Source organism: Luteolibacter sp. LG18, assembly GCF_036322585.1.
Classification (GTDB): Bacteria; Verrucomicrobiota; Verrucomicrobiia; order Verrucomicrobiales; family Akkermansiaceae; genus Luteolibacter.
This window is the reverse complement of the sequence record NZ_AP024600.1, coordinates 2,180,305-2,205,737: the sequence shown is the minus strand read 5'-3', so window position 1 is coordinate 2,205,737 and position 25,433 is coordinate 2,180,305. Positions and strand designations below refer to the sequence as shown.

20 protein-coding genes are annotated in these 25,433 nt (G+C 65.3%); 5 read left to right on the top strand and 15 right to left on the bottom strand.

Annotated elements, in window-relative coordinates:
• Nucleotides 1–5: 5 nt before the first annotated feature.
• The 3 genes from llg_RS09210 to llg_RS09200 form a co-directional block, all read right to left on the bottom strand.
• Nucleotides 6–281, bottom strand: a complete 276-nt coding sequence (locus llg_RS09210; protein WP_338289562.1) for a metal-sensitive transcriptional regulator — start codon at nt 279–281, stop codon at nt 6–8.
• A 348-nt stretch (nt 282–629) separates the two neighbouring features.
• A complete protein-coding gene (locus llg_RS09205; RefSeq protein ID WP_338289561.1) occupies nt 630–1,025 on the bottom strand; it encodes an RNA-binding S4 domain-containing protein in 396 nt (131 codons plus the stop codon).
• A gap of 4 nt (nt 1,026–1,029) precedes the next feature.
• On the bottom strand, nt 1,030–1,629 hold the full coding sequence (locus llg_RS09200; protein WP_338289560.1) for a hypothetical protein: 600 nt from the start codon (nt 1,627–1,629) through the stop codon (nt 1,030–1,032).
• A 109-nt stretch (nt 1,630–1,738) separates the two neighbouring features.
• Between llg_RS09200 and llg_RS09195 the strand changes: the two genes are divergently transcribed.
• Both llg_RS09195 and llg_RS09190 read left to right on the top strand, forming a co-directional pair.
• Nucleotides 1,739–2,764, top strand: a complete 1,026-nt coding sequence (locus llg_RS09195) for a glycosyltransferase (RefSeq protein ID WP_338289559.1) — start codon at nt 1,739–1,741, stop codon at nt 2,762–2,764.
• Nucleotides 2,765–2,927: 163 nt separating this feature from the next.
• Nucleotides 2,928–4,565 carry an FAD-dependent oxidoreductase gene (locus llg_RS09190; protein ID WP_338289558.1) on the top strand — a complete coding sequence of 546 codons (1,638 nt, stop codon included), beginning with the start codon at nt 2,928–2,930 and terminating at the stop codon, nt 4,563–4,565.
• 309 nt (nt 4,566–4,874) lie between these two features.
• On the opposite strand, the gene llg_RS09185 is transcribed toward llg_RS09190, so the two are convergent.
• The 8 genes from llg_RS09185 to llg_RS09150 all read right to left on the bottom strand — a co-directional run bounded on the left by llg_RS09185 (nt 4,875) and on the right by llg_RS09150 (nt 16,377).
• Nucleotides 4,875–6,122: a hypothetical protein gene (locus llg_RS09185; RefSeq protein WP_338289557.1), complete on the bottom strand. Its 1,248-nt coding sequence runs from the start codon at nt 6,120–6,122 to the stop codon at nt 4,875–4,877.
• Nucleotides 6,123–6,275: 153 nt separating this feature from the next.
• Nucleotides 6,276–7,172: a succinate--CoA ligase subunit alpha gene (gene sucD, locus llg_RS09180; RefSeq protein ID WP_338289556.1), complete on the bottom strand. Its 897-nt coding sequence runs from the start codon at nt 7,170–7,172 to the stop codon at nt 6,276–6,278.
• 45 nt (nt 7,173–7,217) lie between these two features.
• Complete coding sequence (gene sucC / locus llg_RS09175; RefSeq protein WP_338289555.1) at nt 7,218–8,399, bottom strand: ADP-forming succinate--CoA ligase subunit beta; 1,182 nt, start codon at nt 8,397–8,399, stop codon at nt 7,218–7,220.
• 128 nt (nt 8,400–8,527) lie between these two features.
• Nucleotides 8,528–11,458 carry a hypothetical protein gene (locus tag llg_RS09170; RefSeq protein ID WP_338289553.1) on the bottom strand — a complete coding sequence of 977 codons (2,931 nt, stop codon included), beginning with the start codon at nt 11,456–11,458 and terminating at the stop codon, nt 8,528–8,530.
• Nucleotides 11,455–13,872, bottom strand: a complete 2,418-nt coding sequence (locus llg_RS09165; protein WP_338289552.1) for a hypothetical protein — start codon at nt 13,870–13,872, stop codon at nt 11,455–11,457. Before llg_RS09165 ends, llg_RS09170 begins: the two co-directional genes overlap by 4 nt.
• Nucleotides 13,869–14,594, bottom strand: coding sequence for a hypothetical protein (locus tag llg_RS09160; protein WP_338289550.1), 726 nt, complete (start codon nt 14,592–14,594; stop codon nt 13,869–13,871). Before llg_RS09160 ends, llg_RS09165 begins: the two co-directional genes overlap by 4 nt.
• On the bottom strand, nt 14,591–15,721 hold the full coding sequence (locus llg_RS09155) for an AAA family ATPase (protein WP_338289547.1): 1,131 nt from the start codon (nt 15,719–15,721) through the stop codon (nt 14,591–14,593). Before llg_RS09155 ends, llg_RS09160 begins: the two co-directional genes overlap by 4 nt.
• Complete coding sequence (locus llg_RS09150; RefSeq protein ID WP_338289546.1) at nt 15,718–16,377, bottom strand: hypothetical protein; 660 nt, start codon at nt 16,375–16,377, stop codon at nt 15,718–15,720. Before llg_RS09150 ends, llg_RS09155 begins: the two co-directional genes overlap by 4 nt.
• 137 nt (nt 16,378–16,514) lie before the next feature.
• Between llg_RS09150 and llg_RS09145 the strand changes: the two genes are divergently transcribed.
• Nucleotides 16,515–17,012, top strand: coding sequence for a hypothetical protein (locus llg_RS09145; RefSeq protein WP_338289545.1), 498 nt, complete (start codon nt 16,515–16,517; stop codon nt 17,010–17,012).
• Nucleotides 17,013–17,030: 18 nt separating this feature from the next.
• Here the strand turns inward: llg_RS09145 and xseA are convergent, their stop codons facing one another.
• Nucleotides 17,031–18,434, bottom strand: coding sequence for an exodeoxyribonuclease VII large subunit (gene xseA, locus llg_RS09140; protein ID WP_338289543.1), 1,404 nt, complete (start codon nt 18,432–18,434; stop codon nt 17,031–17,033).
• A gap of 1,154 nt (nt 18,435–19,588) precedes the next feature.
• Between xseA and llg_RS09135 the strand changes: the two genes are divergently transcribed.
• Both llg_RS09135 and llg_RS09130 read left to right on the top strand, forming a co-directional pair.
• The gene (locus llg_RS09135) at nt 19,589–20,110 is read left to right on the top strand and encodes a hypothetical protein (RefSeq protein ID WP_338289542.1); all 522 of its coding nucleotides are present in this window, start codon (nt 19,589–19,591) and stop codon (nt 20,108–20,110) included.
• Nucleotides 20,107–21,063: a TIGR04222 domain-containing membrane protein gene (locus llg_RS09130; RefSeq protein ID WP_338289540.1), complete on the top strand. Its 957-nt coding sequence runs from the start codon at nt 20,107–20,109 to the stop codon at nt 21,061–21,063. Before llg_RS09135 ends, llg_RS09130 begins: the two co-directional genes overlap by 4 nt.
• Nucleotides 21,064–21,352: 289 nt before the next feature.
• Here the strand turns inward: llg_RS09130 and llg_RS09125 are convergent, their stop codons facing one another.
• The 3 genes from llg_RS09125 to llg_RS09115 form a co-directional block, all read right to left on the bottom strand.
• Nucleotides 21,353–22,372, bottom strand: a complete 1,020-nt coding sequence (locus llg_RS09125; protein ID WP_338290179.1) for a TerC family protein — start codon at nt 22,370–22,372, stop codon at nt 21,353–21,355.
• Between the two features lie 229 nt (nt 22,373–22,601).
• Nucleotides 22,602–23,684, bottom strand: coding sequence for an alpha-hydroxy acid oxidase (locus tag llg_RS09120; protein ID WP_338289537.1), 1,083 nt, complete (start codon nt 23,682–23,684; stop codon nt 22,602–22,604).
• A 214-nt stretch (nt 23,685–23,898) separates the two neighbouring features.
• Nucleotides 23,899–25,428: an RtcB family protein gene (locus tag llg_RS09115; protein ID WP_338289535.1), complete on the bottom strand. Its 1,530-nt coding sequence runs from the start codon at nt 25,426–25,428 to the stop codon at nt 23,899–23,901.
• Between the last annotated feature and the right edge of the window lie 5 nt (nt 25,429–25,433).

The window sequence follows — 25,433 nt, the reverse complement described above, 5'->3', positions numbered from 1 at the left end:
AACGGTCAGGCGAGGCGGCGCTTGTAGAGGGTGACGATTTCATCGAGGCGCTGTTCCAGGCGCTTCGGGTCCTTGGCAGCATCGCACACGCAATGGCGGACGTGATCCTCCAGCAGCGTGGATTCCAGTCCACGGAGGGCGGAGTGGATGGCGGAAATGGTATTGAGGACCTCGGAACAATCGCGGTCCTCCTCCAGCATACGGGCCACGCCCTGGACCTGGCCCGCAATGCGGTTCACCCGGGTCAGCAAGGGCTTGCGGGATGTCTCGTCACGCTTCATCGCAATTACCCATACCCCCTATAGGTATAATGGCAACCGGAATTTTTCGCAGGGCTTTCACCGGACTCTGTGTAGCCGCGCTCGGGAGAGCGTGGGTGGGGTGAATTCCCCCTCACCCCCGCAGGCCCAATCCTCCATCTGGAATATCGTCCGGACTTCGTTTGCGCCGCCCCTACCCGGGGCTGAAAATTCTTGGCCGTCTGATACCGGTGGCTCGCGCCACCGGCTAGGATACGTCGCCCTCCGGGCTCAGAGAGGTCGGTCGGGAATCAGAGACTGACACTGGATGGGATCGGGAAAATCCACCCAGCCCACGCTCTCCCGAGCGCGGCTACGCAGATCCCCGCCTCACTCGAAGAAACCACGGAACTTCTGGATGTCCCGGCGGTCCTTCTTGGTCGGGCGGCCGAGCATCCCGCCTTCCAGACGGCGCTCGTGCTTCTCCTTCAGGAACTCCTTGTTCGCGGCGATCACCTCCGGCGGCGTGCTCTCGGTGTAGCAGGCCTGGGCCTGGGGCGCGCCAACACGCTGGGCGATCAAGCCGCCCACGGTGATGGTGCGGGTGCCCGGGCCATCAAAAAACGGCACCTCCAGCACGTCCCCGGGATGCAGGGGCGTGGCGGGTTTCACGGGATGGCCGGCGCGCTTGATCTTGCCGCCTTCACAGGCCTTGGCCGCGGCGGAGCGCGTCTTGAAGAAACGCGTCGCCCACAGCCACTTGTCCGCGCGGACGTTTTCGCTCATCGGCTCAGGACTTCGGAGCGATGCGGATGCAATCGGTGTCGATGTCGAAGGTGAAATCCGGGCGGTGCTTCGCCACGAACTCGCGCACGCTTTCCAGCGCCGGGTAGACCTGCTCGGTCTGGCCCATGAAACAGCGGGCGTCGTCGATCAGGATCACCGCCTTCAGCTCCGGGCGGGCGAAAATGTGCGCCAGCTCCTGCATGATCGGAGTGTCCTCGTCGCCGCGAGCGGTGTCGCCCTTCGAGTAGTGGCCATCCAGCCAGAAAAGGGTGGGTCCATCGAGCTTCGGGACCAAGGTTTCCAGCACCTTGCCGCTGTCGCCCTTGAGAATGGTGATGTTCGGGTCGCTGACGAAGCGCTGTACGGCGCGCTCGTGGAAATGCGGGGCGAGCTCGATCGAGTAGAGCTGACGGAAGTCTTTCTTCATGGCCTCCATCATGTCTCCTTTGAAGGTGCCGGTCTCGACCAGGACTTCCAGGCCGTGGCGCTCCTTGAACTCGCGGAGGACCCGCTGCTTGATGGCGTGCGGCGGCGGCGAAGGCCGGCCTTTGCTTTCCCAGCGGCGGATTTCGTTCCAGTCCTTGAAGCGGCGGAGCAGACTCATGGCGACCAGCGTGGGCGGGGGCGGCGCGGGGATCAAGTGCCAACGGGCGGCGAATTTCCGGGGTGGCGTTGGAACTTGGCAAGCCGGATGGGTTCCCTAGCCTTTCCCCGTGATCCGCGTCTGCCATGTGCTCGCCAGCGTCGGCGAAAAAGGAGGTCTTGAGAAAAACGTCATCGAACTGGCCAACCGCCAGGCCGCGATCGGCCACGAGGTTTCCGTGGTGGCGGACGAGACGATGCGCCCGCATTTCTCGCCGCAGGTGGCCTTCGTGCCCCACGCGATGGGGCGCGGCCGGATCAACCCGTTCAACCTGATGGAGCTGCGCGCCAAGATCGTGTCGCGAAAGCCGCAGGTCGTCCACGCCCACGCCAACAAGGCCGGGGCACTGGTGAAGGCGATCGCCCGGTTCCTGCCCGGCATCAAGCGGGTGGCCACCGTCCAGAACACGAAGTCCACCAACCGCCCGTTCCGCGGCTATGACGCGATCATCACCGCCAGCGGCCAGGTCCGGGATTCGCTGAAAGGCCTGCCCGCCACGGTGATCTGGAACTCGATCGCCCCGCCGCCCGTCGGCACCCGCGAGGCGGCGATGGCGACGAATCCCCCTTTCCCGCCCAATGGCCAGCCGGTTTTCTGCACCGTGGGCCGGCTCGTCCCCGCCAAGGGCATGGACCTCCTGCTGGAGGCCATGGCCCGCGTGCCGGGGTTCTACCTGTGGATGGTGGGCGATGGCCTGCAGCGCCCCGAGCTGGACGCTCTGCTGGAGAAACACTCGCTCCACGACCGGGTGTGGATGGCCGGGCACCGCGATGACGCGGTGGGCCTGATGGGCTGCGCGGACCTGTTCGTGGTGGCCTCCCGGAACGAAGGCGGCCCCTACACGCTGGCCGAGGCGCTGCACATGAAGGTGCCGTGCATTTCCACGCGGGTCGGCTTCGCCGCCGAGTTCCTGCCGGACGAGGCGCTGATGCAGCCGTATTCGGTGGATGAACTGGAACGCGGACTGAAACACGCTCTCGCCGACCTGCCTGGCCTCAAGACCCGGCTCCAGCCGTCGTTCGACCTGGTGGCCAGCGAGGTGACGCTGGAGGCGATGACCGACAAGGTGATTCAAGTTTATCGGAAGGTGATGTAGCGCAAGTTTCCAACTTGCGAGCCGGACGATTCACGAAGTTCCGCGCAGGCTCGGTTCACCCGTGGGAGCCGCTCCTAGGAATCCCACATACGCATGGGACTTCGCAGCTCGTCCCACCCGCAAGTTGGAAACTTGCGCTACTTCCCGGCGTATGGGAGGGCTGATGAAACCCGCCCGCTTCCTGCTTCCTTTCCTTTTCAGCGGTTTCGCGACCGCGGCCCCGGCCCCTCGCGAGACGGCGATCTGCGTCTACGGCGGCACCTCCGGCGCGGTGGTGGCGGCGGTCCAGGCGAAAAAGTCCGGCAAGGAGGTGATCCTCGTGTCTCCGGACCAGCACCTCGGCGGTCTGACCAGCGGTGGACTCGGGTGGACGGACCTCGGCGACGCGCGTATCCTTGGCGGGCTGAGCCTCTCCTTCTACCAGAAGGTCCACGACCACTACTCGAAAGACGAGGCATGGGACCTCCAGCCACGTGCCCGCTATGGCAATGCGGGTCAGGGCGCGAAGGCCATCAACGAGGTGAACCGGACGATGTCCGTATTCGAACCGAAGGTGGCGGAAGCGATTTTCGACGGCTGGATCCAGGAGCACCAGATCCCGGTGATCCACGGTCGCCTCGACCGCTCGGCCACCGGTCTGACCAAGGACGGCAGCCGCATCACCTCGATCCGCACCGAGGATGGCCAGACGATCCGCGCGCAGGTGTTCATCGACGCCACCTATGAGGGCGACCTGATGGCGCTGGCCGGGGTTTCCTACACCGTGGGCCGGGAGCCCAACAGCCGCTACCAGGAAACGCTCAATGGCATCCAGACCGCCCGCGCCACCGGCAACCAATTGCCCAAGAGCATCGATCCCCACGTGAAACCCGGCGATCCCGCCAGCGGCCTGCTCCCCGGCGTGAACGCGGAAGCGGGCGGCGCGGAAGGCAGCGGCGACAAGCGGGTGCAGGCCTACTGCTACCGGATGTGCCTCACCAACCACGAGCCGAACCGCCTGCCGGTGGAAAAACCGGCAGGCTACCGCGAAGCGGACTACGAGCTGGTCTTTCGCGCGATCGAAGCGGGGCAAACCAAGGGTTTCTTCAAGCTCGATCCCCTGCCCAACCACAAGACCGACTCCAACAACTCCGGCGGGATCTCGACCGACCTGCTCACCACTCTCGACGATGCCTATCCGGACGGTGACTACGCCACCCGTGAACGGATCGCAAAGGCCCACGAGCAATGGCAGCGCGGGCTGGTGTGGACGCTGCAGAACCACCCGCGGGTCCCCGAGGCAATCCGGAAGGCGTATTCCGCCTGGGGCCTGCCGAAGGACGAGTTCCCCGACACCGGCCACTGGCCGCACGCTCTCTACGTCCGCGAGGCGCGGCGCATGACCAGCGACTTCGTGATGACCCAGGCGCTGGTGACGAAGTCAGAGGGCCTTGAGCGCTCCGTGGCGATGGGGGCCTACGGCATGGATTCCCACAACGTGCAGCGGCATGTGGGCACCGACGGCTTCGTGCGAAACGAGGGCGACGTGCAGGTGAAGGTGCCGCGGCCCTACCGCATCGACTACGGCGCGATCGTGCCGAAGCCGGGCGAATGCACGAACCTGCTGGTGACCTTCTGCATGTCTGCCTCCCACATTGCCTTCGGCTCGATCCGCATGGAACCGGTGTTCATGGCGCTCTCGCAAAGCGCGGCCACCGCGGCGTCATTGGCGATCGATGGCAAAACCGGCGTGCAGGAGGTGCCGTATGCGAAGCTAAAGGAAAAGCTGCTGCAGGACGGGCAGAAGCTGACGTTGGAGTGAGGTGGCGTAGTAGGGTGCCGCTGCATTCGCGGCGCGCCTCCGGAGGTAGGGTCATCTCGCCGAGATGACCGGGCGGTGAACGTCGTTCGCAGAAATCGCGCCGTCCCATTGGACAAAGGGATCGAACCCGCTCGTGGCAGCGGACGTAACCGTTAGACCCGGTCGCCCCGGCGGTGCGACCCTACCTCCGGAACGCTCCAACCGGGCAAACAAAACGGGCGCGACCTTCCGCATGTCCCAGCACCTGCCTGTTGGGAGGGCCCCACTCGCGAACCAACTCCACCGCCCGGACGTTTCGGCAAAATACCCTTACCTCCGCGTCGGCAGCCGGAGCGCCGGGCACTCCAAGGTCCGATGAAACCCAACGAAGCCCGGGACCTCCTCGGAACCCTCCACCTTGCCCTTTACTCCCGTCGAACGAATGAACCGGGCGGCCACATCCACCTGCAAGGGTTTGCCATTCATCGGGTCGATCGCGATCCCGGGATCACCCGCCGCGAACTCCTTTCCGGCCCGTTCGGCGCGTAGCCAGTGGATGGCGGTTTCCAACTGGGCCTGCATCAACGAGATCGAGTTCAGGACCCGGAGGATGGATCCGGACTCCATCTGCTCGGAAAGCAGCAGCGTGAGTCCATTCGGCATCTTCCGGTAATCGTCCAAGGTCCGCGCCGGAATCCGCCGGGTGACCAGCCACCACTCCCTGGCGGGTTTCCCCGACCGAAGATCGGCGACCATCCGGGAAAACTCCTCCGTGCTCGAGGCCACCCATGCCTGCTCGTCATAAGGGAGCTTCAGCAGTTCCTTCACCTCGACCTCGTCGAAAGGCGGTTTCAAGAAAGTCGCCGGAGTCGATGGGGGAAATAATGTCAGAAACTTCGGCGGAGCCCCGTAGGTCCGCTCCCATTCGTGTTCCCTCCCGAGAACCGCGACCTGCGCCTCGCGGGTGAATGTCCGTTCACGCAAGCGGGCCTCGATCTCATCGAGCTTCCGATCCGGCTCACTGCACGTCGCCCAATCGGCCAGCATGAGGTCGAAGCAGGTGGCAGCGGTCAGCCCACAGAGGGCCAGGTTGCTCAACTTCGGAGAAGCCCCCCGGAACGTCTTGTCCCAGGCGAACAAGGTGGCCAAGTGTTGCTCAAACTCGTCCTTCCGGCCGTTCACCAGGGCTGCCCGGGCGAGCATCTCCTCGGACTGCACCAGTCGGAGAACCACCAACAGGCCCTTGCCGCCCGCGGGGTCATCCAAGGGAAACAGGCCCTCCGAACCCGCCAGCCCGCGTGTGGCCTGATGAATGGCCGAGGCCTTTTCGAGCATGCCGGGCTCCTCCGGCATCCGGCCCACCCGCATTTGCCCCACAGCCTTCGACCAATCCCCGAACTCCCCCAGATTCACGGAGGATACAGCTTTCAGCAAAAGCAGCACCGCGTTGCGTTCGTCGGGGATCTCCGGGGTGCCGGGCGGTTGCAGCGCCTTCGGTATCGCGACGGCCTCGGGTGTTTCAGCGGCAGACAGGATCCCCGGAAGCAGCAGACCGACGGCAACCCAAGCGGCTTTCATGAAACCAACATGCAGGAGCGGATTCGCCCGACAAGCGAAAGGAGCACTCCCCGCCTTGGCGGCTGCACCCATCCGCAAGTTGGAAACTTGCGCTACAACCCAAAACAAAACGGGCGCGACCTCGCGGCCGCGCCCGTTTCGGGAAAGGTCAGCTTACTTGCCCCAGCGCTCGAGCAGGGTCTTCGCCATGTCGCTCGGGGTTTCGGCGACGGCGATGCCGCACTCGGCGAGGATGCGCTTCTTGGCCTGGGCGGTGTCTTCCTCACCGCCGACGATCGCACCGGCGTGGCCCATGCGGCGTCCTGGAGGTGCGGTGGCACCGGCGATGAAGCCGGCGATCGGCTTCTTGCAATTCTCCTTGGCCCAGCGGGCGGCGTCCACTTCGGCCGAGCCACCGATTTCGCCGATCATGATGATGGCTTCGGTTTCCGGGTCGTTGTTGAACATCTCGAGCACGTCGAGGTGGTTGGTGCCGTTGATCGGGTCGCCACCGATGCCGACGCAGGTGCTCTGGCCGTAGCCGAGCTGGGTGAGCTGCCACACGGCTTCATAGGTGAGGGTGCCGGAGCGGGAGACCACGCCGACGTTGCCGCGCTTGTGGATATAGCCCGGAGCGATGCCGATGCGGCAGCCGCCGTGGGACTTCTCGCCGCGGCCGGGAGTCACGAGTCCGGGGCAGTTCGGGCCGATGAGGCGGGACTTCGAGCCGCGGAGGGCGTCCTTCACGCGCATCATGTCCATCACCGGGATACCCTCGGTGATGGCGACGATGAGCTCCACGCCGGCGTCGGCGGCTTCGAGGATGGCGTCGGCGGCGAATGGCGGCGGCACGAAGATGGCGGACGCGGTGGCGCCGGTTTCATTCACGGCCTGGGAGACGGTGTCGAAGATCGGCACGGTGTCCTCGAACTTCTGGCCGCCCTTGCCCGGCGTCACGCCGGCCACGAGCTTGGTGCCGTAGGCGAGCGAGAGCGACGCGTGGCGCGCGCCGAAGCTGCCGGTGATCCCCTGGACAAGGAGCTTGGTGTTTTCGTCAACGAGAATGGACATAAGAAAAGTTGGCTAGGTGCTGGTTTTCAGTTTTCAGCAAGAGCTTCAGCCCACTGCCGCGACGATCTTCTGGGCGCCGTCCGCCATGGTGTCCGCGGAGACGATGTTCAGGCCGCTGGCGGCGAGGGTTTCCTTGCCCTTCTCGACGTTGTTGCCTTCGAGACGGACCACGAGCGGGATCGGCAGGCCGGTTTCCTTGGCCGCGGCGATCACGCCCTCGGCGATGACGTTGCAGTCCATGATGCCGCCGAAGATGTTGATCAGGATGCCCTTCACGTTCGGGTCGGCCAGGATGATCTTGAAGGCCGCGGTGACCTGTTCCTTGGAAGCGCCACCGCCCACGTCGAGGAAGTTGGCCGGCTCGCCGCCGTAGTGCTTGATGATGTCCATGGTGGCCATCGCGAGGCCCGCGCCGTTCACGAGGCAGGCGATGTTGCCGTCCAGGCCGATGTAGTTGAGGTCATACTCGGAAGCAGCGACCTCGCGCGGGTCTTCCTCTTCCTTGTCGCGCATGGCGACGATGTCCGGGTGGCGGTAGAGGGCGTTGTCATCGAAGCCGAACTTGGCGTCGAGGGCCAGCACGCGGCCGTCCGGGGTGGTGACCAGCGGGTTGATCTCCACCATCGCGCAGTCACAGGAGATGAAGAGCTTGTAGAGGCTGGAGAGGAGCTTGGCGAACTGCTTCGCGATGTCGCCGGAAAGGCCGAGCGCGGCGGAGAGCTTGCGGACCTCGTAGGCCTGGAGGCCGAGCACCGGGTGGACGAACTGGCGGACGATCTTTTCCGGGGTGTTGTGGGCCACATCCTCGATGCTCATGCCACCTTCGGTGGACACCACGATCACCGGGCGGGAGGTGGCGCGGTCCATCAGGATCGCGAGGTAGTATTCATGGGTGATGTCGACGGCCTCGGCCACCATCACCTTCCGCACCAGGCGGCCGGCCTCGCCGGTCTGCACGGTGACGAGCGTTTCATTGAGCATCTTGCCAGCGAACTCCGCGGCCTGCTCCGGCGACTCGATGAGGTGGACGCCACCCTGGAAGCCGTTCTTGAAGTGACCCTTGCCGCGGCCACCGGCGTGGACCTGGGCCTTGATGACGAGCTGAGCGCCCGCGAATTCCCGGGCGGCGGCGGCCGCTTCCTCGGGAGTGGATGCCACCCGGCCCTTCGGGCTGGGAACTTGGAAACGGTCGAAAAGTTCTTTCGCCTGGTACTCGTGGATGTTCATGGCTTTCGGGAATCGGCGCGACGCTAGGGGACCCATCCGACGGGTCAAGGAAAAGGGACCCCGGAAAAGGGCGCTTGTCGGGAATCCTTTTCATAGCCACGGGAACCGGCGAACATCGCCCCCCGGCCTCATGAGAAAACCATCAGATGGCTGGTGTCCGTTAGGAAAACGAAACCATCCGGACCAAACGGGCAGGCGGCGATCGGGCGCCCGGAGTCGGTGGGCAGCTTGAGGGTCTCCACGGGGTCCGAGTAGTGGTCCCGCGCGAACACCATCCCCTCACCTTCGCTCGCGACCACGATCTGGCCGTCATGGGTGAAGCAAGCGACCGCATCTTCCCACGGCGAGAGGTAGGCGGTTTCGAGCGGCCCGCCGGGTTTTCCTGGAAAGACCAGCAGCACGTGGTTCTTCCGAGGCAGCAGCGCGACCGGCGAAGAATGAACGGGCGAAAGCATCAGCCCGCGCGGATGCTCGTCCATCTGGCAGGTGCTGAATTCCCCATTCGGATGCCGCCAGGTGCAGAAGCCCTCGGCGGTGAAGCACCAGTGGCCGTCCCGGCCGGCGCAATGCCAGTCCAGCCCCGCGACCGTGGGCGGGGCGTAGTCGAGCGGCAGGCTCCGCTGCAAGGCCCCTGCCTCGGAATAAACGTGGACGCACAGGGAGCCGGTGGAGGTGTGCTCCAGCAGCATGTATTCATCCCGCTGGCCGTGCGGTCCGGCGGCCAGGATGTTCCGGAGGTCCCCGATCTTGTCGTCCGCGGGCGTCCGGGCGCGGTCGAGGGCCCGGTAATGGAGAGTGCCCTGGCGTGGCAGATGGAACAGCCGCCCATGGGAACGGGCGGAGACGATGCCGAGGTGCCGCACGGCTTCGTTCGGAGCCACCTTGTCCCGGGTCATGAGCGGCGAGGTGTGGCACTGGCCATCGCGGAACTGGGCGACCGCCAGGATTCCATTGGCGTGGCCGGCGATGGACACGCCGCCGCGCAGCTCGGCGAGCGATTGCCACTTCGCGCCCATGGGAATCCGGAGCACCCGTCCGGGCCAGGTGCCTCCCGTGCCCCGCTTCCGCGCCGGGGACTCGATCCTGGCGCGGGGAATGGTGTAGCGCTTCACGTCCCGTGCCAGCAACCGGTCGGAGGGTTCGAAACGCGGCAGGAGTGCCAGCAGCGCGGAATCGTTCGGAGCCCCCATCGTCAGCGCCTCGCCCATGCGTGGATAAACCTCCGCCTCCAGCACCGCGCGGAACGCCGGATCATGTTCGCGCCGCTCCAGCTCCTCCAGGCCGACTTTCGTGAGTTCGGCGAGAGTGGTGGAGGACGGGGATTCCCGGAACATCCTGCCGATCAGATCGAGTGCCTGAGGATCGCGCCCGGTTTCAGACAAAAGGCCGAACGTCCCCTGGAGCGCACGGCTTGAATGAGAGCCGGACTTCCACAGTGTCTCGAGAATTCCGAGCGCCGCGTCCGGATCCTGCAACCGCTGTTGGTGGATCCTCACCTTTTCGAAAGGATCGGGCTGGGCCTCCACCGCGAGGAGCCAGAGGCGGCGGGCTTCCGCATCGTTCCCGAGCCGGGCGTGCAATTCACCGGCCTTCTCAAACGACTCCAGCTCGATGAACAGGTCCGCGGCCTGGGCCAGCAAACCGCCCTCCTCCAGGCATTTCGCGGCGGCGGGCTTGTTGTTCAGCTTCTGGAGATAGATCGCGACGGCATCATGATGCCGACCGCCTTGGGCGAGCGCCTGCGCCGCACCATTCCAATCGCCCAGAAGCTTGCCGAGGATGTAGGCCGCGCGTTCGTGGCGGCCGAGGGCGATCTCGCGCTGGGCCGCCTCGCGGTATTTCTTCTCGAGCTGGAGCCGGGCCTGTGGGTCGACATCCCAGACATCGCGCGGACCGCTGCCGCCCGCTTGGTAGCTAAGGACGTTCCGGCCGAGCGACCAGGAGATCGGGGCGACTCCGCGGCTGGCCTCACTGGCGAGGGGCAGGGCGTAGCGCAGGCCTTCCTCCGGATTTGTCTCCATCAGTTTCATCAGCCGATCGATCTCGCGGTTCCGGCGGGATTGGATGCGATCGAGGTTCCGCCGCGCCCACTGCTGGAAACGGTTCGGGTTTCCCGCTGCGCTTTTCGTCCCCCTCCCACGCGCGGGCTGACTGAACGGCGGGCCACTGCCCCGGACACTCACGCGAGGAAGGCCGAATCTGGCCAAAAGTCGCGCCAACACGATGGCCACCAGGACAAACGGGAAATAGCCGCTGCCGCCCGAGGCACCGGTGCTCACCAGCCAAGCGACGAGCCCGATTGCCATCGTGACGATCAGGAGAATCAGGCAGGCCTTGAACACCGCGCCTATCAAGCCACCCAGCACGGGACCGGAGGTCGCATCGCGAGGGAGGACTCCGGGAATCTTTTCCAAGATCCAGCCGAAGGCCTTCAGCACGCCATCTCCGAGTCCTGCGAGCCGATCACCGATCCCGGCCATCCCGGAGAGGCGCTTCCCCGCATCCACCCCGATGTCCCCGGCTCCTTCCGCCAGCATTTCGGCGGGATCGCCCATGGGAACCTCCACCCGCAGTCCGACGAACGACGGATGCGGCACGGGAGCGGGCACCGCCCAGTTCCACGAACCGTTCGTCCGCGCCCTCACCTCCAACAGTGCGGCCGGGGACAGCTCGTCCTTCGCCTCGAAACCGACCAGCCCCAGCGACGGGTGATGGAAATGCAGCGGATAGGGGAAGAAGAATGCCCTCTCGTTCGGCAACAGCCCCGCCGACAATCCGGCGTCGCGAGGAACATGCACGCCTGGGAGAGATTCCACCAAGGCCATCACCCGCGTACGGAACGAAGCCTTCCCTTTCCGCGGCAGCAGGAACACCCCCGCCGCCCGCGGGTCCGCGGGCGAGACCGCCACCGGATAGAGTGCCAGCTCGCAGCCGTGGCGGCGGGCATGCGCGACCTCGTGCAGCCATTCCACTGGATCGGCGGATGCCAGCCATCCCGCCGAAACGACCGCATCGGCGTCCGGCAAGCGAACCAGGGTGAGAGGAGTGGGCGGATTCAAGGGAAGGATGAGATGGCTTTCAAAAATCCAACGAGCTTCCGCCGGATGGAAGCTGGCGGAGTTCCGTGGGCGGGCAGCACGAGCCGTGGGTCGAAGCTGAAGAGCCCTCGTGGCGAGTAGAGGACACTGGTTTTGCCATGGTTCAGCATAATCTCCCACCGGACCCCCTGTCCCGGCTTCTGCAACCGGAGGATGCCCCGGGGATCATACCTCGCCACCAGCGTTTGCGTGGCAGCGGTGAGACCGTCCTCGGGATTGCTGCTCACCGGCCTGAAAGGGGTCAACGGACCAGCCGCCACGCCGGTTTCCACCTTCCAACTGAAATCCTCCGGGTCAAAGGTCCGGATCGTCTTTTCGCATTTCAACCTGAGGATACCGCGCACGACCGAAATGGAAATCGGTGCAGGCTGCATGCCCTCGATAAACGGATCTTCCCTGGATTCGATGACGGAATCCGGCTTGTGATCAGAGCCCAGCACCACGATGCGCCCATCGTTGAACGCGAGCCGCGGCCTGTTTGGCAGGTTGGTCCCCCGCAGCTCCGCGATCCGCACACCGGATTCCAACGACATCGCCTCGATGAGATCGGAGTAGCAGAAGAAAACCACGTTCCCCAGCACCGTGGCAAACTGCGGGAAGGCATGGCTCGGCGCGTCGTGATTCATCCTTCGCAGATAGTTCCCGTCGAGTTTGTAGGCCTGTGGTTTACCTCCCGGGACTTTCGCAGAGGTGATGACCCAGATGTGTCCTTCCGCCTCGGCGATCCATTGCTTCCTGCCACCGGGCACCTCCGCGATGAGGTGAGCTCCCCAGTTCTCCTGAGGCCAGCGCATCAACCGCCCGTCGCGACTGAAACCGAGACTTCCTCCGGAAATCGGGTCGAAGAGAAACGCGGTGGGTCGCGGGCATACGGGGAATAGAAAGGGAGATTGCGGGCGCAGCTTCGGCCATGCCCGCGTGTGGGAAGAAACCCGCTTGGCCGGACCGGGTGGGGTGACTTCCAGGGAGCACATTTGCTGCTCCTCCAGCGTGCCGCGGAACATCACGCGGTTGCCACCGCTGGACCAGGATTGGATCTCCAATCCATCCTCGCGATCCATCACGATCACCCGGCAAGCCCCGGCCCGTGATTCCAAAAGCATGGCGATTTCCCCGAGAATCGCCGTGCAGCGGGGGCTTTCGAGGTGCTCGCGCGCGGTGATGAACACCAAATCCTCGGCTCCGGTGGCGGCAGCGACCGAATCGCGCCATTTTCCCAAAGCGGCCTCCGGCCCCGGTGAAGGCACCAGCGCCCGCAGCGCCTGACCGACACCCGCCTTCGATTGGAGATCCAGCGGTTCCACATCCGAGGCCGTGGTACCGAACACCTCGATCCCGCCGCCCTCACGGAGCAGCGCCGGGTGGTGAGCCAGGCCGAGGGCCACGCCCAGCGAAAGCACTCGCCGCCGCCCCCACAGCCGCAGACCGCGGTCGAGCAACACCGTGTGCCGCAGCGGCGTGTCCTGCGGCGGATCCTCGCGCCGGAAATACAAAGCCTCGTTGTGCACCAGCCGCGCGGCCAGAACGAGATCATCCCACGCCAGCTCGCCCGGCAGCAGGCGGTCCACCGTGCCGCGGTTGGTGATGTCGGAAATGCCGCCGACGGGGAGCTCATTCGGTATCCCGAAGCGACCGGGGAAATTCACCATCGCGATCGCCCGCTTTGCCACCGCCGCGGCCAAGCCTTCCTCGCCGCCGGCGGCCGCGAGTTCATCGAGCAGCGGGCGGTTTTCCTGAAGCGCTGGAGCCGCTTCCACCAGCAGCGGACGAAACAATTCGGGTTGTTCAAGGCCGGTGCGTAGAAGGCTTTCGAGCGAATCCTTGTTCAGCTTTGCCAGACCGGTGAGCAGCGCCTTCGAGTCCTGCAGGAACTGCCTCCGGCCATCCTGCGCGGATTCCTCATGCCCCAACACCTGGGGTCCGGAAACCAATTGCCCGATCACTGTCAGGCTTTGCTCCCAATCCATCCGGCATGCCGGATCCTCAAAAACATGCGCAGCCAACAGGCCTTTCGCCTGCTGTGAAACGCGGAGATCGGCTGGCAAACGACGCACTGCCATCAAACCCGCCACCAAGGCCGTGAGCACCTGTTCACCAGCCGGGTTGGCATTTCCTCCCACCCGCCGGATCCAGTCACGTAGTTGTGGCTCTGGCTCCGGCCATTCGTCCCGGCACGCCGCGATCAACAACATCAACGCGCCCAACGGCGGCAGTCCTCCATTCGCGGCCAGATGGTGCAGCAACGGATGCAGTTCGCTCCACAGCGCGAGGGTTTTCCCCCGGCCTCGCCACTCCGCCGCCGCGCCATCACCGCTCCAGCACCAGAAATAGTCCGGCGCGGGATTGGCATACTGATTGGTGGCGAGTTGGCTCATGGCGTCTCGAATGACACGGGATCCCCCTCTGTCAGGCGCACCGCCGCACGGCTGGCGCGCACGAAATTCTCCTCCGCCATTTCCTCATGGCTGCCATCGGGATGCAGCAGTGCAAACCGGCTGGTGCCGAGACGCAGGCGCTCCTCCAACAACTCCGGCCACACATGGGAAGGCAACCGGTGGCCGCCAGGAAGCCACAAGCGCCCCGCCCGATGATATCCCTGCCCGCGCACCGGTGGCAGCGGATGGCCGGTGACGAACACGCGGTCGTCATCGCAGCGCGCGAACGACAGGCATTCCAGGCGCGGGGCGAAGGCGGCCAGCGCCCACGCCATGAAATCCGGCCAGCGGCACATCAATGCCTCCGCTGGTCGATCGGCATCGTCCGCCTCCAAGGACCACGCCACCGGCACCGGCGGCATGGCCACGGCTCCCCGCCGCGGCGGCCCCACCGGTAGCAGCGTGGCCAGCGGCACCCACCCGGTGGCAGGAGCCGTTTGTTCCGGCACTCGCTTGCCCAGCCGGGTCATCAAACCATCGGCGTCCTCGTGCCAGCGCCCGGCCAGCGGCAGCTTCATGAACACCGCTTCGTCGTCCTGCGGCACCCGCAGCCACCACCGGTCCGCTGCCGCGGCGCACAAGTCCCACCCCACCGCCCGCCACGAGGCGAGGGATTGAAGATCAGTGGCCGCGATCAGGCCGATGAAGCGGGCGCCGCTCACGGTTGTCCGACCTTTTCCCATAGCGCATCGGCCCGCTGGGCCAGCGACTCCTTCGCCGTGCCCGCTTCGAGCCATTCAATGCGGTTGGCCAGTACCCGCAATTCATCGCCGGCAGCCTCGCGGGTGCCATCGGTCAAACGGGTTTCCACCTCGTCGAGCCCGCGGGCAATCGACTCCGGATCCGGCGGTCGCCGCGCATGTGCCTGCGGGTGATCGGCGGCCTGCACTTCCGCAGCGGCCAGCGCGGCGGCCACGATCGATTCCACCACCTCGATCTGCTCCTCCCGATCCCAGATGTGACGCAGCACCCATAGGTCCGAAACACGGGCGGCCAATCGACCGCAGAGCAACGCGCTGGAGGCGATGACACGCTGGAGGCGCACCGCCCGGCGGTCCGAGACATCCATGCCCGCGTGGCGCAGCTTCTTGATCAGATCGAGATAAGGCTCCCGCACCGCGGAAAGATCGACCTGGCGGACCCACTGCTGGAAATCACGGAGCTCCCCGGCGGTCACGCTGGCCACGGCCTCGGCGGCGCGCTCCAGCTCCCAGCCTGCGGCCAAGACCTGACCAAGCTGGTCCTCCGGCACCGGTCCGCAGCGCACGCGCAGCAGGAAGCGATCGAACAAAGCACGCAGGGCATCGTCCTCCGGCAGGTGGTTGCTCGCGCCGACGAAGAACAAAGCGGGGATCGAGCGGGTTTCACGGCCGCGGCGGAAGACGCGTTCGTTCAAGGCCATCAGCAGGCTATTGAGGATCGCGCTGTTCGCATTGAGCAGCTCATCGAGGAACACCACGTCCGCCTCCGGCAGCATGCCCTCGGTGTTCGTCACCAGATCGCCTTCCTTGAGGCGGCGGATGTCGAAGGGCCCGAACAATTCGTTCGGCTCGGTGAAACGGGACAGCAGGTAATCGAAGGTGTGGCCGTGGAGGCGCGAGGCCAGCGAGTGGACCAACGCGCTCTTCGCCGTGCCCGGAGGCCCGTAGAGGAACAGGTTCTCCCGTGCCGCCAGCGCGACGCCGAGGAGATCGATGATCTCGTCCTTGCCGACGAAGGCGCGCTTCAGGGGGTCGAGCACTTCCTGCCCGAGACGCCGGGCCAGATCGGGAATCGCATCCGCATTCATGATTCTACTACGACAGGTGAAAGCAATCCGGAGCCGAGCTCCGTGACATAGGCACCGAGTTTCGTGCGCACGAGCGGCGCGATGCGCGGGTGGGCGAGCAACGCGCGGTCTTTCCGCCCATACGCCCGCTCCGCCAGCAACTGGCACAGCCCGGCATGGCGGAACACCGGGGAATCCTCTGGCAAGGTGACCGGCACTCCCGCGGCGGCCAGCGGGGCCATCACCGCCAGCGCCTGCATCGCCGCCAACAACGGGTCATCCTCGGACAGCGCCCGGGCCATCCGAAACAAATCCGCGAAATGACGCAACGCGAGATCCGCGGAGAAGTGCGCCTCCGGGAGCTCCGCGTCCGGCAGCGGCGTACCCGGCAAGCCTTTCGGAATCTCCTCCGCCTCGATATCCCGGTAGCCGAGGAAACATGCCGCCCGCACCAGGCGGATGGCCCCCCATTCCGCCCCCGCCGCATGATACGCCAAGGGCGGGCCGGGAAGATCCCGCACCGCCTCCTCATACCAACCGTGCAACAGCCGGTGGATCGCCTTCCGTTCCTCCGGATCGCTGCCCGCGAGACGGATCATCTCCACGGGCACCCGGCCGGGAAACGCCAACTCGGCGCGGCCGGTTTCATGCAGGGAGGTGAGGAAGCGGAGGATCACGGAATACGCGGCAGGCCTGGGACCAAGGTCCAGATGACGCATGTCTTGGCAAGAGACAAATCGTGAAGGGAATCACCGGACTCGGTATCGGAATCCATTTGACCGCCGCGGATTTCTCCTAACAGCGTCCGCGCGACATGAAGTCCAAACTGTTTGTCTATCTCCCCTGCTTCTTTTTCGCGAGCTGCGCCAGCATCGTCAGCAAGTCGAACTGGCCCGTGACGGTCACCAGCGAGCCCTCCGGTGCGCACGTGGTGATCAAGAAGCAGAACGGCCCGGTTATTCATGAAGCCAACACTCCGACGACGGTGACATTGAAATCCTCGGACGGGTTTTTCCGGTCCGCGCGCTATACGATGATGTTCACGAAAAAGGGCTGCCCAGCCCAGACGGTTCAAGTGTCGGCGGATGTGAACGGTTGGTATTTTGGCAATCTCCTTTTTGGCGGTGGCGCCCTCATTGGGATGGTGTTCGTGGACCCGGCCACGGGTGCCATGTGGAAAATGCCGGATACCGTCCATGCGGATCTCAAGCCGATGGCATCCATCGACAACGGCTTCGGCAAGAAGCTCAACATCGTGGACCGCAACTCACTTCCGGCAGATCTTCAACAGAAGCTCGTTGCTCTTAACTGAGTCGGCCGTCCCCCGATCTCAATCCTCCCGGTGGTCCGCCGCCGGGGGGAGCGCGGTGGCGCCGGCCACGCTGGTGATCTCGCCATCGGCGAAGCGGGTCCGGAGCGTATCCCCCGGCAACAATGCCGCGGCCGAGCGGATCAAGCGGCCCTCGGCATCCAGCGTGATGGTGAATCCGCGCTGGAACGCCGAATCCGGGCCGAGGGTGCGGAGCAGCCCGGCAACGTGGGCGAGCTTGCGCTGACGGGATTCGAGGGCGTCGCTGACCAACCGCTGGAGCTGCTTACCCAGCAGTGACACCCGCTCACTCCGGCGTTCCAATACCTTCGCCGGGTGGTGGGCGCGGTGGTGGGCGCGGGCTTCGGCCAAACGAGCCGCTTTCGCATCGAGGGTCGCGGCCACGGCGCGGTCGAGCCGGGTGCGCAGGGAATCGATCCGCTGGGTAGGCTCGCGCAAAAGACGTTCGCCGCCACGCTGGAGAGGACCACGCTTGAGGGCGTCCAGCGCGCGGGTGGCGGCTTGGAGGTTCTCGATGACCTGTCGGCCCATCCGGCGTTTGAGCAAGGCGAGGCGGACGGTGAGTTCCTCGCCATCCGGCACCGCCAGTTCGGCGGCGGCGCTGGGAGTGGGCGCGCGCAGGTCCGCCACGAAATCAGCGATGGTGAAATCGATCTCGTGGCCGACCGCGGAAATGACCGGGATCGAGCACGCGGCGATGGCGCGGGCGACCACCTCCTCATTGAAACACCACAGGTCCTCGATGGAACCGCCGCCGCGGCCGACGATCAGGACATCGCAGCGCGGGATGCCATGCCGCTCCGGGTTCGCCATACGCTCGATGGCGCGGGCGATTTCGAACTCCGCGCCCTTGCCCTGCACGCGCACCGGCATCAGCACCGGCTGGACCCACGGCGCGCGGCGCGTGAGGATATTGAGAATGTCGCGGATTGCCGCGCCGGTGTCGGAGGTGACGATGCCGACCACGCGGGGAAATTTCGGAATCGGCTTCTTGCGGTTCGCGTCGAACAGGCCCTCGGCGTGGAGTTTCCGCTTCAGCGCCTCGAACCGCGCCTGGAGGTCGCCGAGTCCGGCGCGCTCCGCCTTCTGGACGATGATCTGGAGCTGGCCGCGTGCCTCGTAAACGCTGGCCTCCGCGAACACGCGGACCTTCGCGCCATCCTCCAGTGCGTCGTGGCCTTGGCGCTTCCGCGCGCCGAACATCGCGCACTGGATCTGCGCGCCCTCGTCCTTCAGCGAGAAATACCAGTGGCCGCTGGCCTGTTTCTTGAGGTTGGAAACCTCGCCTTCGATCCACAGTTCGCCGACCTGGACCTCGATGACGTTCTTGATGCGCCGCAGCAACTGCGTGACCGAAAGCGCCTTCGGCTCCGCGGGTTTCGGTTTGGCAAACAAGTCGTCCACGGCGCGAGGATGCCGCCGGGCCGCCACGCGGGCAAAGAAAAAGGCGCGGATCGCGCCGCGCCTTGTTCCATGAACCATTGCTCCTTGGCCTCTCTCATTTCTGCATGCTGGAGACGATCACGCAGCCTGTCCCTTTCAGGGCGTTTCCAGTATCGGTTACTGCGACCACAGAGGTGATCGATTTTACCCTGGCCTCCGTGTTGGTCCAGAAACCTGCCGATCTCAGCAATACGGGCATCCACCTCAGGCATCGCCACCCTCTGGTGGGTGACCATGTTAGGACCTTTCCGCGAAATGAGATACTCGGGATAGCAGAAGCGGATGAACCCGCCCCAACCACTCAAACGCAATTCGGCCAGATACCCGGGGAGATTCAGGGCAATGCGCCGATGGGTCTCGAAATACCCCCTCAGATTTTCGGGAAGACGGAGCGCGTGGAATTCCTTCAGGCTGAATTTTCGTGGCCCGTGCCTCAAGTCCATCCTCTTCCGCCGCGTTCGATCGTAGCGGGTAAAGTCGCTCCATCGCGACCATTCATGGTTCTGGATGAATGGCAGCACCTCTTGAAGTTTGTGTGCATCGGGGCGCCGCATCGCCTCCTCGGACAGCTCCAACCAACAGACCCATCCCCTCTGATAAGGGACTTCGATTGGAACAAGGGGTGCGTTATATTTGAGCCGCCACAAGCGGCGTAGCTCGCGGTCGAGTTCACGCAGTTTTTTCTCCACTGCATGTTTGGGATTCCGATTTGGATTCATGGGATATGGGTGGGGTTGGTGGATTCAAAGGAGCCCGCGCGCGAAACGGGGGCGTGGTCTAACGATTCGGATCGATCGGAGTTCATGCGGGAAAAGGACGCGATGTGCGTGCGCGAAGGCCCTCGGAAAACGCACCACCGCATGCGTGTGGCGGAAGGGCGTCACTCCGCCGCGGCTGCAAACGCGCGGCCGGGCACTGGCTTCGGAAGGCTGGCCAGACACAGGTCCGCTGGCTCCCGGATCAGGGAACGACGGCGGACAGGGCTGGGAGATCAGTGACGCATGAAGGAACGCTCACTTTATCCTTCTAGCACGCCCGGTCAACCGCGGAGACAGCGCCATCCGTTTGGAAAACAGGCCCTTGTTCGGAAGCGGGCGTCCCGCTAGACGAGCGGCGTGCAGAAAGAGCACTCGCCTTTGTGGAGCCGCTTGGAGGCTTTCGGGTTGGATGAACCCGATGCCAGCCTCCCCTTCACCGCCCGTCTCGCGCGGGAACAGGGCTGGACCCACGCCGAGACCGCCCGCGTGGTCCGCGAATACAAGCGCTTCCTGTTCCTCGCCGCGGTGGCCGGACATCCCGTCTCGCCTTCCGAGCCGGTCGACCACGCCTGGCACCTGCACCTGCTCTACACCCGCAGCTACTGGCAGCGGTTGTGCCGGGAGGTGCTGGGATTCGACCTCCACCATGAGCCGACGCAGGGCGGCCATGACGAGCGCGTGAAGTTCCACGACTGGTATTCCCGCACGCTCGAGAGCTACCGCTTTCACTTTGACGAAGATCCCCCGGCCGACCTGTGGCCGGCACCCGGCGCGAAGAAGTCCGGGAGCAGCGGGGCGCGTTGGTTCGAGCCCGCGCGCTTCTGGCTGGTCCCGAAATTCTGGCCCTTCCGGCGCGGCGGGCATTCGCCTTTTGCATGACAACACTGACCACGACCCTGAACTCCGCCACGATTCCGATCCTCGATTGGAAGGGCCCGCAGTTCCTCGTCTTCTACCTCGCGGCCTTCATCGGCGCGCTGATCTGGACCAGCATCCGCTCCGGACAACTGGCCAAACGTTTCGAAGGGGCACCGAATCCCCGTCCGCCGACCGATCCCTTCGAAATTGCCTTCCTGGCGGGAGGCACCCCGCGCGTCGTCCAGCTCGCGGTGGCGCGGCTGCTGAAGCTGGAGCTGATCTCGTGGCGGAAGCGCTGGACCGGCGAATACCTGGCCACCACCGGCAAGCCGACCCGCGAGTCGCTCCACCCGGTGGAGTCCGCATTGTTCGTCCACCTGCTGGGCCGCAGGGAAATCAGCGTGAGCGAGGCCATGAACTGCTGCCGCGGGGCGATCGCCCCCATTGAAACCCGGCTTGCCGCCGCCGGACTCCGGCCGACCATGGCGGAGAAGAACAAGGCGTGCCTGCGGGCTACGTGGCCCATGTTCCTGCTGATGGGAATAGGAGTCCTCAAGCTCGTCATCGGCCTCACCCGGGACAAGCCTGTCGGCTTCCTGATCGTGGCCCTTTTCCTCACCCTCATGGTGACGGTGATCCTCATGCAGATCTTCATCAACCGCTCCGGCATCCTGACCGCCGCGGGACGGGACATGCTGGCGGATCTCCGCGTGGATCAGGCCACCGGTTCGCGGGAAAGCGGGTTCGCCCCCGACTTCCCGCTCTGGTCCACCGGCGTGGCGCTGGCGGGAGCCTACGCGATCACCGGCATCGCGGATGCCGAAGCGGTGGCGACCTCCCTCAACCGCCACCTTTCGAGGAATCCAGCCGGTGGAGGAGATTCCTCGGGTGGAGGCTGTGGGTCAGGTTGCAGCAGCAGCGGCTGTGGCAGCAGTTGCGGAGGTGGAGGCTGCGGTGGCTGTGGCGGGGATTGACCCATTCCGTCACGGTTCGAGCGCCGGAAGGAAGCTCTTTGTCCCATCGGGACTATCTCCCAAAGCCCGGGTTTGCGGCGCAGCCGCTACCCCGGGTGGCAGTCGAGAGCGATTCCTACGCCGAAGGCGTTGCGTCCGGAGGAGAAGTTCGAATCCCCTGCATGCAACCCCCATCATCGAGCTTCTCGCTCGGACGCAACCCGTTCCGGGTAATGGGTTTTCGCGCCGTTCCCCCAGGGTAGCGGCTGCGCCGCAACCCTGGGCTTTGGGATGGAACCCCGTTGGGGCATCACGCCTCCTGCTTCTTCCCGGCCACCAGCGAGGCCAGCACGCCGGTCGCGAGGATGGCGAGAATCACGCCGAGGATGGTGAAGTTAAAGGACTCGCCGAGCAGCTCCTTGAGCCACTTCGCGGCGAGCATCTTGCCCCCCACCACCAGCAGCACCATCGAAAGCGCGGGCTTCAGGAACACGAACTTGGCGATCATGCCCGCCAGCGCGAAGTAGAGCGAGCGCAGGCCGAGGATGGCGAAAACGTTGCTGGTGAAGACCAGGAACGGATCCGCGGTGATCGCGAAAATCGCGGGGATCGAGTCGACGGCGAAGATCACGTCGGTGAACTCCACCAGCACCAGCGCCACCGCCAGCGGGGTGAGGAGGCGCTTGCCCTTCGGCGCGGCAGCCACCACCGGATCGGTCACAATGGGGTCGCCGGCCACGGCGGGTTCCTCGGACGCCTTTTCCCCGGCTGTGACAATGAAGTGCTGGCCGTGGTAGTCACGGGTCACCGGGAAGAACTTCCGCAAGTAGCGCACCAGCGGGTTGTTTTCCGGGTGTTCCTCCTTGTCCTTCATCACCAGCATCTTGATGGCGGTGAAGATCAGGAACGCGCCGAAGATGTAGAGCACCCAGTGGAAGTTCGCGACCAGCGCGGAGCCCACGCCGATCATCAAGCCGCGCAGCAGCAGCGCGCCGAGGATGCCCCAGAACAGGACCCGGTGCTGGTACTTCGCCGGCACCGCCAGCGAGCCGAAGATCATCGCGATGACGAAGATGTTGTCCACGCTCAGCGACTTCTCCACCACGTAGCCGGTGAGGTACTTGGTGGCGGCGAGCTTGCCGCTGTTGATCACGCCATCGACGGCATCGACGCCCATGCCGAGACCGAACCAATGGCGGTCATAGGCGAAGTAGACGACGCTGGAAAACGCCACACCGAGGGTGATCCACACGGCGGACCACCCGAGGGATTCCTTGAAGCCCACCACGTGGGACTTCCGGTGGAACACGCCGAGGTCGAGCGCCAGCATGAGGAGCACGAATCCAATGAAGATAAGCCAAGCCCAAATCATCCGGACAACGTGACGCCAATCACGCCGCGCGACGATTGGAAAGGGCATGGCGGATTCCACCCGGGGTGAGAATCGGGCCTCACGGAGCGACGGCCTCAATTGGACCGCGGACTTCAGTCTTCTCTACCAAAGATGTGGACTGAAGTCCGCGGTCCAATTGGGGCTGCAATATGGCAACATCCTGGCCCTACCCCCACAGCACCTCTTTCGTGATGCTCTCCCGCGTGGGACATCCGCAGAGCAGCATCGCGATCTCCAGCTCGGTGCGCAGGATCTTCAGCACATGGGCCACGCCCACCGGCCCGGCGACGGCGAGGCCGTGGAGGATCGGGCGTCCCACCATCACCGCGTCCGCGCCCAGGGCGAGGGCTTTCAAGACATCGGTGCCACGGCGGATGCCACCGTCCACGATCACCGGCACTTGCCCGGAAACCCGCTCCGCCACCCGTGGCAGAGCCTCGATGGAGGCGGGCGCGCCATCGAGCGTGCGGCCACCGTGGTTCGAAACGATCAGGCCCTCCACGCCCGCATCGAGCGCGCGGGCGGCATCGTCCGCAGCCAGGATGCCCTTGAGCAGGATCGGCAGCTTCGTGTGCTCCCGCAGCCAGACAAGGTGCTGCCACTGCGGCAGGTGCGCGATGTAGGCCGGATCGAACACGGACTCGCACATCGGCAGGGCCGGGCGGCCGCGCAGGTTCACCGGTTCGAGGCCGGGCGGGAGCTGGAAATTCGCGCGCTGCTCGCGGTTCCGCAGGCCATTGACCGGGGCATCGACGGTGACGACGAGGGCCTCGTAGCCCGCCAGCTCGGCACGACGGATCAGATCCAGCGTGTGGTCGCTGTCCGGCTGCATGTAGAGCTGGAACCACAGCGGGCCCTTCGCCGCGGTGGCGAGGTCCTCCAGCAACACGGTGGCCGAGGTGCTGACCACGGTGCAGGCCTCCATCGCGGCGGCCCCGAGCACGGTGGCGAGCTCGCCGTCCGGATGCATCAGCCGGTGGAAGGCGGTGGGGGCAATGATCACCGGGTGGGGCAAGGTGCGGCCGAGCAGGCTGACGGCGGTGTTCGCGCCGGTGAAATCGCCGAGCACACGCGGGAGCAGCTTCAGCCGCTCGAAGGCCGCGTGGTTTTCTCGCAGGGTGCGCTCGTCCGCCGATCCGCCGGAAATGTAGGCCCAGGCCGCCTCATTGACGTGGGTGCGCGCCAAGGCCTCGTAGTCCTCGAGGGCCACGACGTGGGATGGGATCTGGGTGAGCGGCGGCGACGGCATGGGCGGACTTTAGGAGGAGTCGAGCCTTTAGGCGAGGAGGGTCTTCCGGGAAGCGGAGTCTCGCGGAATCCTTTACAGGAAAAGCCTCCGACGCAAAAAGGCAGCCCGCGTTTCCACGGGCTGCCTCGATGTTCACCGGAGGTCTTTTCTGGATTTGAAAGCCGGATGACCTCCGCCTCCTGGAAGACCCTCCTCGCCTAAAGGCTCGACTCCTTCAGAACTCCTCGTGCAGGTCCTGTTTCACCCGCCGCCGTTCGGAGCGGTGGGCGATCTGGCGGATCTGCTTCGGCGTCAGTTCCTCCTCGCGGTCGCGCCACGAAGTGGTGGCTCCCGCCATGATGCAGCCGAGCGGGCGGATTTCCCCGATGATCTCGGCGAGGCCGAAATCCCGGATCTGCTGCTTCACGCTCCGCGCGTCCTTGTAGGCCACCGGTGTCTCGCTGAGGTCCGGCTTGCCGCAGAACCAGCGGACATCGAGCCCCTCGGTGGTGCGGCGGATCGTTTCCTTGCGGTGCGATTCGTCGTGAAACTTCCGCCGCAGCGCGGTGCGGGACACATTCCGCCCGGCCCCGTGGGGCGCGAACGAAAGGTAGTCCGCGTTGTCCTTGCCAAGCACCAGCAGGATCGGCTCCGCCATGTTCAGCGGAATCAATCCCGGCAGCGGTCGGCAGCGGTCATCGTTCCACGCCGGGGTCGCGCCCTTGCCGTGCAGGAACGTGTCGCCACGCTTCCACACGAAATTGTGCTCGTTGCCGAGCGTGGCGATTTCCGGCGCGCCGATCCGTTCGAGGAACCGGCGGTGGATGCAGGCGTGGTTGGCGCGGGTCCAGCGGGACACGTATTGCAGCGCCTCCCAGTAGGCCTTGCCTTCCTCCGAGCTGGCATCGAGCCAGGCTCCGGCATCGGGTATGTGCAGCCCCTTCTTCGCCATGTGCTTCAGGGCGGCGATGTAGCCGCGCTTGTAAACATGGGCACCGAGGCCGCGCGATCCGTGGTGGGTGACGAGCACCCGACACACGCCCTTCCCTGCCAACCGCTCAGCGAGGTCGTGATGACCGGCCTTGCGGAAGGCCTCGACGGTGCCGGCGTCGACATCCAGCTCGCCGATGTAGGCGAAATGGTTGCCGTCACCCTGGTCCGCCATATGGACCCGCGCGCGATCGCGCAAGCCACTGAGGAAGGGATTGTCCCACACTGCCTCGTCGTGGACCGGATCGGCCACCAGGGTATCGAGGTGACGGTGGCCCAGGCCGAAGCGGGTGCAGGTTTCCAGCGCGTCAAGCTCCGCACCCACCTCGCTGCGCTCGTGGTAGAACGTGGCGAACATGGAGCAGCAGATGTCGGAGGAATGCGCGGCGGGAATGATGGCATTCTCCACCGCGATCACGCCGCCGACGGGCATCACTGCCTTGGCCTTCCCGGTGGGGCAGGCGTCCGGCATCACCGCGCCGCGGGAGATGACGGGCACCTTCAGCAGGTCCCGCATCTGCCGCCGCACGGCTTCGATGTTCTCATACTCCTCGCGGTTGGCGTGGCGGATCGCTTCGGCAAAGGGCGCGGGCTTGTCCCGCAGCACCGCCTTGGGCGGGGGCGGACCGAACTCGCGGGCGAGGAGCTTGAGCGCGTATTTCGGATCGTGGATGCCGCGGGCAGCGAAGCCCGCGGCGGTTTCGAGCATTTGATGGATCACCGGGCCGGGCTCGTATCCGGCGGCGATGAGGTCTTGTTCAGTGATTGGTTTCATTCAGG

What these genes read in the sequence shown, in the direction of transcription:
- llg_RS09210 (WP_338289562.1), bottom strand. Translation starts at nt 281, where the DNA reads ATGAAGCGTGACGAGACATCCCGCAAGCCCTTGCTGACCCGGGTGAAC.
- llg_RS09205 (WP_338289561.1), bottom strand. Translation starts at nt 1,025, where the DNA reads ATGAGCGAAAACGTCCGCGCGGACAAGTGGCTGTGGGCGACGCGTTTC.
- llg_RS09200 (WP_338289560.1), bottom strand. Translation starts at nt 1,629, where the DNA reads ATGAGTCTGCTCCGCCGCTTCAAGGACTGGAACGAAATCCGCCGCTGG.
- llg_RS09190 (WP_338289558.1), top strand. Translation starts at nt 2,928, where the DNA reads ATGAAACCCGCCCGCTTCCTGCTTCCTTTCCTTTTCAGCGGTTTCGCG.
- llg_RS09185 (WP_338289557.1), bottom strand. Translation starts at nt 6,122, where the DNA reads ATGAAAGCCGCTTGGGTTGCCGTCGGTCTGCTGCTTCCGGGGATCCTG.
- sucD (WP_338289556.1), bottom strand. Translation starts at nt 7,172, where the DNA reads ATGTCCATTCTCGTTGACGAAAACACCAAGCTCCTTGTCCAGGGGATC.
- sucC (WP_338289555.1), bottom strand. Translation starts at nt 8,399, where the DNA reads ATGAACATCCACGAGTACCAGGCGAAAGAACTTTTCGACCGTTTCCAA.
- llg_RS09165 (WP_338289552.1), bottom strand. Translation starts at nt 13,872, where the DNA reads ATGAGCCAACTCGCCACCAATCAGTATGCCAATCCCGCGCCGGACTAT.
- llg_RS09155 (WP_338289547.1), bottom strand. Translation starts at nt 15,721, where the DNA reads ATGAATGCGGATGCGATTCCCGATCTGGCCCGGCGTCTCGGGCAGGAA.
- llg_RS09145 (WP_338289545.1), top strand. Translation starts at nt 16,515, where the DNA reads ATGAAGTCCAAACTGTTTGTCTATCTCCCCTGCTTCTTTTTCGCGAGC.
- llg_RS09130 (WP_338289540.1), top strand. Translation starts at nt 20,107, where the DNA reads ATGACAACACTGACCACGACCCTGAACTCCGCCACGATTCCGATCCTC.
- llg_RS09125 (WP_338290179.1), bottom strand. Translation starts at nt 22,372, where the DNA reads ATGCTGGCGCTCGACCTCGGCGTGTTCCACCGGAAGTCCCACGTGGTG.
- llg_RS09120 (WP_338289537.1), bottom strand. Translation starts at nt 23,684, where the DNA reads ATGCCGTCGCCGCCGCTCACCCAGATCCCATCCCACGTCGTGGCCCTC.
- llg_RS09115 (WP_338289535.1), bottom strand. Translation starts at nt 25,428, where the DNA reads ATGAAACCAATCACTGAACAAGACCTCATCGCCGCCGGATACGAGCCC.